This is a genomic window from Pseudonocardia sp. CA-142604, from assembly GCF_050948475.1.
Lineage (GTDB): Bacteria > Actinomycetota > Actinomycetes > Mycobacteriales > Pseudonocardiaceae > Pseudonocardia > Pseudonocardia alaniniphila.
On record NZ_CP192045.1, the window covers coordinates 6718155 to 6729934 of the forward strand.

The window sequence follows — 11780 nt, forward strand, 5'->3', positions numbered from 1 at the left end:
CATCGCCGCCATCGATGACTGTCAATACTACAAATCAGTCACGACGATATCACCCGTCGCCGGCACGTTCCGGCGAGATCGATTTCGCCGGATGAATGGGATCGACTCCGAATATCGATACGACCGCGAGGCGGCTCCCTGGCTGATCGACATCACGTCCGGCCAGCGTGGCCTTTCCGCTGATGCGGTGCGCGCTGTGGCCGGCCGCCCTGGTGAAGGCCGACCAGCGCGGCGTCGGCCCGCACAGGCTGATGCCGGCTACCGCCGTCGAAGCATCCATGCCCGCCCCGGCCGATCACCCGCAGCTCCGCGCGGCCCATATCCCCAGGTCAACGGCGAGATCGCTGCAGTCGGTTCGCTTCGGTCTCCGACCATGACGTTCGGCCTGTCACATTCGGGCCGCCTGCGGAGTCCTATGTGTGGGCATCGATCGCGATCGGCAGCGCCGAAGCCGGCGCTGGCCCAGGACTGCACGGGTGGGCTGCGCAGCGATGGTGCGCCGGCCCGGGAGGGGGCATGGGGAATGAGTACGACGTCAACGTCGGCGTCCCGCGGCAGTAGCCGGGCGGCGGGCACTCTCGACGGGCTCGACCAGCGCTACCACCCGGCCGCGGGGCTGCGGAGGCAGTTCAACAAGGTCTTCCCGACGCACTGGTCGTTCATGCTCGGCGAGATCGCCTTGTACAGCTTCATCGTGCTGCTGCTGTCCGGCACCTACCTTGCGCTGTTCTTCGACCCGTCGATGACCGAGGTCGTCTACGACGGCCCGTTGGACAACCTGCGCGGCGTCCACATGTCGCGGGCCTACGAGAGCGCCTTGCACATCTCGTTCGAGGTCCGCGGTGGGCTGTTCATCCGGCAGGTCCACCACTGGGCGGCCCTGCTGTTCATGGCGGCGATGGTCGCCCACATGTGCCGCACGTTCTTCACCGGCGCCTTCCGCAAGCCGCGCGAGGCGACCTGGGTGATCGGCGTGTCGTTGATGCTGCTGGGCTTCTTCGAGGGGCTGACCGGCTACACGTTGCCCGACGACCTGTTGTCCGGCACCGGCCTGCGAATCGTCTCGGGAATCACGATGACGGTTCCGGTGATCGGAACGTGGGCCCACTGGTTGCTGTTCGGTGGCGAGTTCCCCGGCCATGAAGTGATCCCGCGGTTCTACATCCTGCACGTGCTCCTCATCCCGGGCATCCTGCTGGCCCTGATCGCGCTGCACGTCGGGCTGGTGTGGTTCCAGAAGCACACCCAGTTCCCGGGCCCCGGCCGCACCGAGCGCAACGTGGTAGGCGTGCGGATCCTGCCGGGGTTCGCCGCGAAGGGGGGCGCGTTCTTCGCGGTCACGGTCGGCGTGATCGCCATCATGGGCGGCTTCTTCCAGATCAATCCGATCTGGAACTTCGGCCCCTACAACCCGGCGCACGTATCGGCCGGCTCGCAGCCCGACTGGTACGTCCTCTTCACCGAAGGGATGGCCCGCATCTTCCCGCCGTGGGAGCTCTCGCTCGGGAACTACACGATCCCGTCGGCGTTCTGGGGTACGGCGGCCTTCCTGCCGCTGCTGTTCATCATCGCCGCCATCTATCCCTGGGTGGAGCGGCGGTTCACGAAGGACAACGCGCTGCACAACCTGCTGCAGCGCCCCAGGGACGTCCCCGTGCGCACATCGCTGGGCGTCATGGGCATCTCGTTCTACGCAGTCCTCGTGCTCAGCGGCAGCAACGACCTGATCGCCTACTTCTTCAATATCTCGCTCAACGCCACCACCTGGGCAGGCCGGATCGGGGTGCTCGTCGTCCCACCGATCGCCTACTACCTGACCTACCGGATCTGCATCGGGCTGCAACGCTCCGACCGCGCGGTGCTCGAACACGGCATCGAGACCGGCATCATCCGCCGCCTCCCACACGGCGAGTTCATCGAGGTCCACCAGCCGCTCAACGGGGTGGACGCGCACGGCCACCCGATCCCGCTGGCCTACCAGGGCGCCCGGGTGCCCAAGCGGATGAATCAACTCGGTGTGGGAGGCGCGCCCGTGCCCGGGTCACTGCTCACACCCGACCCGCCCGAGCAGACCGCGGCCCTGGAGCGGGCCCGAGCGAAGGAGATCGCTGCCGCGAACGGCAAGGTGGTGACGGCTGGGCGCGCGAGCGATGGGCCAGGTGATCGTCCTCATGCCTGACGTCATCACCGCGCCCTGACGCCGAGAGCCTGGACGTCAACGACAGAGAACTCACGTTCGACGGGCTTGGCTCCTGGGTCGAGCGAGCAAGATCGCCTCACGGCCGTGCCGGGTGAGTCCCATGCCGTGAACGATCGCCTCGGGCGCAGGCTTCTGGCTCGCACCGGCGCCACCACCGAGCCGGCGGACGGGCGTATCCGAGTATCTGCTGCCGCGGGTGAGCAGTTCCAGCGAGCCGTGTGGCGTTCCTCCGCCGCCATCGACTACCTGACGTGTGCCTACGACCAGCAGGGACAGGCTGGAATCGGGCCCCGTCCCTATATTCGAAGACATAGCCCACGCCACGCTCACTGACTTGCCGGCAATGGCGGATCCACATCCGGCGCTCGGCGCTGAGCGAGGGATGGGCGTCGGACTGCACCAGGACGGCCGGCCCGTGCGTCCGCTCGCGGCTCAACGACCCGCGCCGCCCTTCGGGCCGCCGCCCTCTGTGTTCAAAAGGTCGGGAAAAGGACTGGACCGTGAGTTTTGCTACGATCAACCCCGCGACCGGAAAATTCGTGAAGGAATTCCCGCTGCAATCGGACAAGGAAATCTTTGCGGCGTTGGGCGCCGCGGACGAGCGTTATCGCGAAGACTGGAAATTCAAGCCAGTGGCGGAACGGGCCCGGATCGTCGGCCGCGCCGCCCAGATCCTACGCGAGAAGCGGGACGAATATGCAGGGTATCTCACCCTGGAAATGGGTAAAGTCACCCGCTTCGCCTATCTCGAGGTCGATCTTGTCGCAGACATCCTCGATTATTACGCCGAACACGGGGAACGGTTCCTTGCGGCGGAGTCGCTGCCGGAAGAGCCTGGCGCGACGGTGGTGTCCGAACCCATCGGCGTCATTCTGGCCATCGAGCCCTGGAACTTCCCCTATTACCAGCTGGCCCGTGTCGTCGCACCCCAGCTCGTAGCGGGCAACGTGGTCATGCTGAAGCACGCCCAGAGCGTGCCACAGTGCGCACTCGCCTTCGCTCGGCTGTTCGTGGAAGCGGAGGCTCCGGAGGGGGTCTACACCAATCTCTTCTGCAGCATCAAGCAAATCGCCAACCTGATCGACGATTTCCGCGTGCGCGGCGTCACGCTGACCGGCAGCGAGAGGGCGGGGGCTTCTGTCGGCGAACGTGCCGGGCGTAATCTCAAGAAAGTGGTCCTCGAATTGGGAGGAAGTGATCCCGCCCTCATCCTGGAAGGCGCGTCTCTCGAGCACGCGGTCGAGCAAACCGTGATGGGTCGCACTTTCAACTCGGGACAGGGCTGCGTCAACATCAAGCGTGTCATCGTGGTGGGCAAGGAACGGGGCAAGGAGATGCTAGCCGCCTTGACGGAGCGATTCGCGGCGATCCAGGTGGGCGACCCCACGGACGAGACCACTCTGCTCGGCCCCATGGCCAGCGAACGCGGCCTGGATGGACTGCTCAGGCAGGTCGAGGACGCCAAGGCCGCAGGCGCGAAGATCGCGTATGGCGGCAAGCGCGTCGACCGCCCCGGGTTCTACCTCGAGCCAACGATTATCACGGAGATCGCCGAGGACAACCCGCTTTACCAGCAAGAGGCCTTCGGCCCGGTGCTGTCCTTCTACGTCGTGGACAGCGAGCGAGAGGCGATCGAATTGGCCAATGCTACGCGGTACGGCCTGGGCGCGTACGTCTTCGACGAAGATGTCGAACGCGCCAAGCAGGCCGCCTCTCGCATCGAGTCCGGCATGGTTTACATCAATTCGTGCTTCGTCGACTCGCCACGCCTTCCTTTTGGCGGGGTCAAGAATTCCGGATTCGGGCGCGAACTGTCGAAATTGGGCATCGGCGAATTCGTGAACCGCAAGCTGGTGCGGGTCTCCGACCCGGCCTGAGAAGCCATCCGTCAGTGAAAGTGGTCGCCGACAGCGAAGGTCGACACGTAGCTACTGACCCCTGACTGGGCTCGGGTCGCCAGGGCGACGCTTTGCTCCGGCGGCCCGAGCCCGTAAGGGGTGTTCACGATCAAACCGCGGCGAACGACTTGAGCCGGGATGCTACGACCAGCAGGGACAGGCTGTGAACCGTGACCGGGTGCAATACTCGTGAGGGCCCTCGTACCGCCCCGCCGGGCGTTCTGAGGTGTCGATACGACACGCGGCCGCGCGGCGAGGCCGGGTGTGGGGCCGCGCCAGGGAGGTGGGCCGCGAGCGTCTCCCGGTCATCCGATGGAACCACCTCTCTGTGCGAAAGAGGCCGGGCCGTGAGGCTCGGCAGACAACGTATGGAGGTGTAGGGCATGCGCTTCGCCATCGCCATTCCGCAGTTCGCCACCGACCCGCGAGAGGTGCGTCGCTTTCTGGGTCTTGTCGAGAACCTGGGTTTCGACGGCGCGTGGACCCAGGAGCAGATCATCGGCAGCAAGTCGGCGATCGGTAGCAAACCTGTGATCAGCCCGCTCGAGCTGCTCGCCTATGCCGCGGCCTGCACAGAGCGGATCCGGCTGGGGTGCGCGGTGTTCGTGACACCGCTACGCAACCCGGTGCACCTGGCCAAGAGCATCACCTCGCTGGACCAGCTCAGCGGCGGCCGGATCGACGTCGGCGTAGGTATCGGCGGTCAGAACCAGCCGTTCGCGGCATTCGACTCGAGTCCGGAGCATCTGGTTACCCGCTTCACCGAGGGCCTGGATCTGATGAAGCGGTTGTGGACCGAGCCGGCGGTCACCTTCGACGGCCGGTTCTGGCAGCTCGTCGACGCGCCGATGGAGCCGAAGCCGGTACAGCGGCCGCACCCGCCGATCTGGTTCGGCGCCAACCACCCGAAAGCGGTCCGCCGCGCGGTCAAGCTGGGCGACGGTTTCATCGGTGCGGGATCCTCGACCACAGCCCGGTTCGTGGATCTGGTCAAGATCGCTCGCGAGGCCAAAGACGAACTCGACCGCCCCGACTTCAAGATCGCCAAGCGGGTCTACGTGGCCCTCGACGACAACGTCGATCGCGCCCGCACCCGCATCGGCGAGGTACTGGACTCCTTCTACAACCGCGGCGACATCACGTCGGTCGCGGTCTACGGCCCCGCGCACGATGTGGTCCGCGGACTACGCGAGGTCGCCGACGCGGGCGCGGAAACCATCGTGCTCAACCCGATGTTCGACGAGTACGAGCAGGTAGAGCAGCTGAAGGCTGAGGTGATCCCGCAACTGGGCTAACGGCTCTCGGTGAGCAGGTTGTGCACGGCCGCCTCGATGTGTTCGGCGTCGATACCTGCCGCGTTCAGCAACTCCTCGGGTGTGCCCGATCCAGGCAGCTCGCGGACGCTGAGGTGGACGATGGTCAACGACCTGGGCCCATGTGCGAGCAGTGCGTCCGTTACTGCCGACCCGACGCCGCCCTCGGGATGGTGGTCTTCGGCCACCACGAACCGGCCGCCGGTCGCGTCTGCCGCCGCGATGAGGGTCGCGGTGTCGACGGGTTTGACCGAGTACAAGTCGATCACCCGCGCTCGGACCCCGCGCTCTGCGAGCCGGTGGGCCGCGGCGAGGCATCCGTGGACCGTCACGCCCGCGCCGACGAGAGTCACCGCGTCGGACGGGTCGGACCGCAGGATCTTCGACCCGCCGACCGGAAAACGTTCACCCGTCTCGTAGAGCACGGGGTAGGCGCCGCGCGTCGTCCGCATGAAGCTGATCCCGGGTGTGCCGACCATGGCGTCCACCAGGGCCGCGGTGCTGGTGGCATCGCTGGGATACAGGACGGTGGAGCCCTGCACGGCGCGCATCATCGCGAGGTCCTCCAGGGCCATCTGCGATGGGCCGTCGGCACCGATCTCGACACCGCAATGCGAGCCGACCAGACGCAAGTCGGCCTGGGAGATCGCCGCCATCCGGATGAAGTCGTAGGCGCGGGTGAAGAACGCGGCGAACGTGGAGGCGAACGGGATGTAGTGCCGCACGCTGAGACCGACCGCCGCGGCGACCAGTTGCTGCTCGGCGATGAACATCTCGAAGTAGCGGTCCGGGTAGGCCTTCGCGAACTGGTCGGCGTGGGTCGAGTTGCTCACCTCACCGTCGAGGGCGACGAGATTCGGGTACTGACCGCCCAGTGCGGCAAGAGCGTCGCCATACGCCTGCCGGGTGGCGACCCTGTCACCCACCGAGTAGCTCGGGAGAGTCGCCGACGTGGCCGGTCCGTCGACCGCGGTGGCCGTGTCAGCGTCGATGCCGGGCACCGGCCCGCGCACCAGGAGGTTGCGCTCGCCGCCGAGTTCGGCGATCGCACGCTCGGCCATGTCCTTCGGGAACGGCCTGCCGTGCCAGCCCTCCCGGTCCTCGACCTCGGAGAATCCACGGCCTTTGATGGTGCGCGCGAAGATCACGGTGGGTCGGCGTGCCGCACCGTCCGCCGCTTGTGTGAGCACGGAGTCGATCGCGTCGACGTCGTGGCCATCGACGGTCAGCACGCGGGCGCCGAAGGCCTCTGCCCGCCGAACGTAGGTGTCGATGTCCCATTCGAGCTCGGTGGGCCCACGCTGGCCGAGCCGGTTGACGTCGACGATGGCGGTCAGGTTCCTCAACTCGTAGTAGGCAGCCTTGTCCAGGGCCTCCCAGATGGACCCTTCCGCCATCTCGCTGTCGCCGCACAGCACCCACACCCGGTACGGCAGGCGATCCAGGTACTTGCCGGCCAGAGCGACACCGACGCCGTCCGGCAACCCCTGGCCGAGCGACCCCGTGGCGACATCCACCCACGGCAGCACAGGGGTCGGGTGCCCTTGCAGACGGCTGCCGAAGCGCCTGTACTCGCCCACCAGTTCCTCGTCGGACACCACACCGACCGCCTTGAATATCGAGTAGAGCAGCGGCGAGGCGTGTCCCTTGGAGAAGATCAGGTGGTCGTTGCCGCGAGCGCCCGGCTCGTCCCAGTCGTAACGCAGATGCCGAGCCACGAGCACGGCGAGGATGTCCGCGGCAGACATGCTCGAGGTGGGATGCCCGGAACCGGCGCTGGTGCTCGACCGGATGGAGTCCACCCGAAGTTGCTGGGCGAGTTCGCGCACCGTGGAGAGGTCGATCGTGGTCAACGGCTGACGTGGTCCGGTCACCGTCAGGCCCCCTGGATGAAGGCGAGCAGGTCGGCATTGATCCGATCCTGATGTGTGGCCGTCAGGCCGTGCGGGGCGCCGGGGTAGTAGATCTCCCGCGCTCCTGCGATCAGCCGTGCCGATTTCGGTGCCGAATCCTTGACCGGAACGATCTGGTCGTCCTCGCCGTGCATGACCAGCGTCGGAACATCGAACTTCTTGAGATCGTCCGTGAAGTCCGTCTCGGAGAAGGCCTTGATGCTCTCGTAGGAGTTCTTGAGACCAGCCTGCATGCTCCACAGCCAGAACTGATCGAGCATGCCTTGCGAGACCGTGGAGCCCGGCCTGTTGGCTCCGTAGAACTGTGGTGCCAGGTCCTGATAGAACTGTGATGGATCTTTTACGAGACCTGCCCGGAGGCCGTCGAAGAACTCCAGTGGCAGACCTTCTGGATTTTGTGCTGTCCGCAGCATCAACGGCGGCACGGCGGCGATGAGCACCGCCTTGGCCACTCGGCCCGTCCCGTGACGGCCGATGTAGCGCGCGACTTCCCCACCTCCGGTCGAGTGGCCGACCAGCGTGGCATCGTTCAGGTCGAGCGTGTTGAGCACGGCCGCGAGATCGTCGGCATAGCCATCCATATCGTTGCGTGCCGAGGCCTGGCTGGAGTGTCCATGGCCGCGCCGGTCGTGCGCGACGACGCGGAAGCCGTTCTGGACGAGGAAGAGCATCTGCACATCCCAGGCGGCGGAACTGAGCGGCCACCCGTGTGAAAAGGTCACGACCGGCCCTTCGCCCCAGTCTTTGTAGTAGATCTCGGTGCCGTCGTCAGCAGTGATCGTACTCATTCCTTGATCCTTTCCTGAGGCCCCGAATGAAGTCGCCGACCATAGCCGTCGTGCCCTTGATTGTCATCGGCCTCTCCGGCTGCTCCCGCGACTTCGGGAATCTCTATGCCTGCTTCGCTGCGAGAGACCACTCTTGAGGCGGTTGCCGCCCGGCGCCCCAGGGTGTCTCCCTGGGTTCGCGCAGCCAACCCCCGGAGAGGACAGCGACGTCCACCTCTCCTGAGGTGCCCGCTTGCCAGCGGGTAGGCGGCATCGGTGGTACGCATTCGGCGCGGCCGTGGAGGTTCATTCGCAGGAACCGTTGGAGGATTCGTGACGACGGAACCCACGAGCCCGGTGCTCGTCCTCGGGGCGACCGGGGGCCAGGGCGGCGCGGTGCTGCGCGCTCTACGCGACTCCGGCCGTGCGGTACGCGCCCTGGTCCGCGACCCTGCCGCGCCTGCGGCGGCGCGGCTGGCCGCGTCCGGTGTGCAGCTCGCCGCAGGCGGTTTCACCGACCGTGCCGCCCTCACCGGCGCCATGACGGGGGCGGCGGCGGCCTTCGCTCTGACCACGCCATTCGAGTCCGGGGTGGACGCCGAGGTCGTGCAGGGCCGGGCCATCCTGGGTGCCGCTGCTGATGCGCGGTTGCCACATCTGGTGTTCGCCTCGGTGGCGGGCGCGACCTCAGGCTCCGGCGTTCCGCACTTCGAGAGCAAGGCCGTGGTGGAGCGTGAGCTCGCCGGTGGGGACGTGCCTTACACGATCGTCGCCCCTACCTACTTCTTCGACAACGCGCTGGGTGGCGAGGCGGACATCCGCGCCGGGGTGCTGGCTGTACCGCTGCCAGCAGACCGCCGCCTGCAGCAGCTCCACCGCGACGACCTGGGCCGGTTCGTCACCGCGGTGCTCGCGACGCCGGAGCGGTACGTGGGCGCACGGATCGAACTTGCCGGCGATGAGCCGACTCCGGCGCAGATGGCCGCCGCCCTCGCCGCGGCGCTGCAGCGACCGGTGCGTCACGAGGAGGTGCCGATCGCCACGATCGGGAATCCGGACATGTTCGCGATGTGGAGCTTCCTGCGTGGCGAGGGCTACCAGGTCGACATCAGCGCCCTGCACCGCGACCATCCCGGCGTCGGCTGGACATCCTTCGCAGCCTGGGCCGAGTGCACGTTCGGCTGAGGTACTCCCCGCTCGACGATCTCGGTTCGCATGGTGGCGCGTGATCGCTCGTGGGCCGTGGCGTACTGTCAATCGACAATGATTGTCAATGCAGATATGCGCGTGAGCTGATGTGAGGGAGTGCGAGTCATGCCATTGCTCGGGCTGCGGTGCGGTGCCGCGATCGCCGGTGTCGCCGTAGTTGGTCTTGCCGTAGCCGGTTGCGGGTCTTCCGCGGACACGTCGTCGGCCCCGCCCACGACGAGCGGTGCGGCGTCCGGCGCAGCGATCCCGGTGGTGGCCTCGACCAACGTCTACGGCAGCGTCGCCAAGGCGGTCGGGGGCGATCGGGTCGAGGTGACGTCCATCATCAACAGCCCGGATGCGGATCCGCACGAGTACGAGACGACGCCTGCGGACGCCGTCAAGGTGGGTCAGGCCAAGGTCGTGATCATGAACGGCGGGGGGTACGACGACTTTGCCGGGAAGCTCGTCGACACGACGAGCACCAAGCCCGCCGTGATCAACGCGGTCGATGTCTCAGGGCTCGAGACGCAGGTACCGGCGGGCGGGGAGTTCAACGAGCATGTCTGGTACCACCTCCCGACGATCAAGAAGGTGGCCGACCAGCTGGCGACGGACCTCGGAGCAGTCGACTCGGCCGACGCGTCGACCTTCACTGCCAACGCAGCGGCGTTCAACGCCAAGATCGACACGCTGATCGCGAAGCTGGACGCGGTCAAGGCCCAGCACACCGGCGACAAGATCGCCGTCACCGAACCGGTGCCGTTGTACATGACCGAGGCGGCGGGCCTGCAGAACGCCACGCCCGAGGAGTTCTCCGAGGCCATCGAGGAAGGCACCGACCCGTCTGCCGCCGTCCTGAACGAGACGCTCGGGCTCTTCACCGACAAGACCGTGAAGGTGTTGCTGGCCAACTCGCAGACCGAGAGCCCGGCCACCCGGCAGGTGGAACAGGCTGCCACCACCGCGGGGATTCCGGTCGAGGGTGTCACCGAGACACTGCCGGTGGGTGTCGACGACTACGTGGCCTGGCAGTCGCAGCAGATCGACACGCTCGCCAAGGACCTCGGTAACTCTTAGGCCGGATTTCGAGGAACGGCGGCCCGCGAGCACCGAGCCGTCGGCCGTCGGGGGAAAGATCGGTGTGACCGGCTACCCGCCGTGCTCGTCAGGGCAGCCGGACCGCAACGACCTCTGCGGCGATCTCACCGTCCGGACCGCGATAGGTGATCCGCTCGCCTGCGCGAGCACCGACGAGTGCCCGACCGAGCGGGCTGTCGCGGGTCACGGTCTGCGTCGGGTCGAGAGCTTCCTCGGGGATGGCCACGACCAGCATCGTGGTGGTGGTGCCGTCGCTGAACCGCACGGTCACCTCGGTGCCGTCGGGTAGCGCGTTGGCTGCAGACCGCACGGTCCTGCCGGCGAGCACCTCGGTGATCTCCCGGATGCGGTCGGTCACCCGGCCGAGGTCGTCGACGCGTTCGAGGCGCTGCGCCTGGTCGCCGTAGTCCTCCACGGCATCGTTCTCGCCGATGGCCTCGACGAGCTCGTGGCGTCGCGAGCTCAGCTCGGCGAGCTCCTGCTCGAGGCGTCGCCGGATCTCGGCAGTCAGCCGCGGCCCTCTGCCGGATGGCTGGTCGTTCATGATGCTCGCCTCCTCGGCACTGGTTGCGCCCGGGTTTCCGCTCGCCCTCACGAACGTAGCCCTCGGGACCGGATCCATCCTCTGCCCGACCAGGCGATCGTGGCTCCCGGATCGGCTGAACGGCTCTGACGGCGTTGCGTCGAATGGAGCTGGGCGAGCATGGCGGGTTTTGGCCTGCCGCCGGGGCGAATGGTGTGTTCCACGCCACTTTTCCGGAGCGGAGATTTCCCGGCCACGACCTGGACAACGCGATGTTTGGGAAATACCGGATCGAACAGGACGACCGGATACCTGCCAGCATTACTCCGAGGGCTCCCGTCAGCACCTGAAGATGACGACCGCTGGCAGTGATGCGCAGAGTGTGGTGCCGCCGCGATCCTGTTCTTGTGAAAAGACCGGCCACTCGCCGTTCGCGGCGGAGTCGGTCGGTGAGGGAAGGACAGTGGCATGAAACAGCAGGTACCCCGAGGGCAGGTGCGCACCTTGGCGAGCCATGCCCTGGCGCACTGGCTGGCCGCGGAGGACCAGGCGGAGGATACCGGCAGGCTCGACGCCGACGACCGGCTCACATGCCACGTGCACGGCCGGTGGATCCACCAGTGCGTCTCGTCACGAGTCCACGTCAACCCGGTCACCAGACACCGATGGTGCCGTGACTGTGAGACCGAACTGACCGTTGCCGTGGACGAACTGGCGCGAACGGTGACCATGCGATGCCCGCGCTGCAAGCAGGGCAGCAGCACCGCCACCACCAGGCTGGTGACGGCCTGCCGAGCAAGCCTCAGCCGCGCAGGCGGCGGCACGACCCGGGCCCGCATCGCAGCGTGACCCACCGGTTCCACACGTCCACCACCGC

At 66.9% G+C, this 11780-nt stretch carries 10 protein-coding genes; 6 read left to right on the forward strand and 4 right to left on the reverse strand.

What is annotated here, in order from left to right:
• Window positions 1-49 precede the first annotated feature (49 nt).
• The gene (locus tag ACQPZQ_RS30405; RefSeq protein ID WP_433286434.1) at window positions 50-280 is read right to left on the reverse strand and encodes a hypothetical protein; all 231 of its coding nucleotides are present in this window, start codon (window positions 278-280) and stop codon (window positions 50-52) included.
• A 243-nt stretch (window positions 281-523) separates the two neighbouring features.
• On the opposite strand from ACQPZQ_RS30405, the gene qcrB reads away from it, so the two are divergent.
• From qcrB to ACQPZQ_RS30420, 3 genes are all read left to right on the forward strand, one after another.
• Window positions 524-2179, forward strand: coding sequence for a cytochrome bc1 complex cytochrome b subunit (qcrB, locus tag ACQPZQ_RS30410; RefSeq protein ID WP_433286436.1), 1656 nt, complete (start codon window positions 524-526; stop codon window positions 2177-2179).
• Window positions 2180-2700: 521 nt separating this feature from the next.
• Complete coding sequence (locus tag ACQPZQ_RS30415; protein ID WP_433286438.1) at window positions 2701-4077, forward strand: NAD-dependent succinate-semialdehyde dehydrogenase; 1377 nt, start codon at window positions 2701-2703, stop codon at window positions 4075-4077.
• Window positions 4078-4481: 404 nt separating this feature from the next.
• Window positions 4482-5393, forward strand: coding sequence for an LLM class flavin-dependent oxidoreductase (locus ACQPZQ_RS30420; protein ID WP_433286440.1), 912 nt, complete (start codon window positions 4482-4484; stop codon window positions 5391-5393).
• Here ACQPZQ_RS30420 and ACQPZQ_RS30425 read toward each other — a convergent pair.
• Together ACQPZQ_RS30425 and ACQPZQ_RS30430 are read right to left on the reverse strand one after the other, a co-directional pair.
• Complete coding sequence (locus tag ACQPZQ_RS30425) at window positions 5390-7285, reverse strand: transketolase (RefSeq protein WP_433286442.1); 1896 nt, start codon at window positions 7283-7285, stop codon at window positions 5390-5392. The genes ACQPZQ_RS30420 and ACQPZQ_RS30425 overlap by 4 nt on opposite strands.
• 2 nt (window positions 7286-7287) lie before the next feature.
• On the reverse strand, window positions 7288-8112 hold the full coding sequence (locus tag ACQPZQ_RS30430; RefSeq protein WP_433286444.1) for an alpha/beta fold hydrolase: 825 nt from the start codon (window positions 8110-8112) through the stop codon (window positions 7288-7290).
• A 312-nt stretch (window positions 8113-8424) separates the two neighbouring features.
• Here ACQPZQ_RS30430 and ACQPZQ_RS30435 point away from each other — a divergent pair, with 312 nt between their 5' ends.
• A complete protein-coding gene (locus ACQPZQ_RS30435) occupies window positions 8425-9276 on the forward strand; it encodes an NmrA family NAD(P)-binding protein (protein ID WP_433286446.1) in 852 nt (283 codons plus the stop codon).
• Between the two features lie 129 nt (window positions 9277-9405).
• Window positions 9406-10359, forward strand: coding sequence for a metal ABC transporter solute-binding protein, Zn/Mn family (locus ACQPZQ_RS30440; RefSeq protein WP_433286448.1), 954 nt, complete (start codon window positions 9406-9408; stop codon window positions 10357-10359).
• Window positions 10360-10447: 88 nt separating this feature from the next.
• Here ACQPZQ_RS30440 and ACQPZQ_RS30445 read toward each other — a convergent pair whose 3' ends face one another.
• Complete coding sequence (locus ACQPZQ_RS30445) at window positions 10448-10924, reverse strand: GreA/GreB family elongation factor (RefSeq protein WP_433286450.1); 477 nt, start codon at window positions 10922-10924, stop codon at window positions 10448-10450.
• 447 nt (window positions 10925-11371) lie between these two features.
• Here ACQPZQ_RS30445 and ACQPZQ_RS30450 point away from each other — a divergent pair, with 447 nt between their 5' ends.
• Window positions 11372-11752, forward strand: coding sequence for a hypothetical protein (locus ACQPZQ_RS30450; protein WP_433286452.1), 381 nt, complete (start codon window positions 11372-11374; stop codon window positions 11750-11752).
• The last annotated feature ends 28 nt before the right edge of the window (window positions 11753-11780 follow it).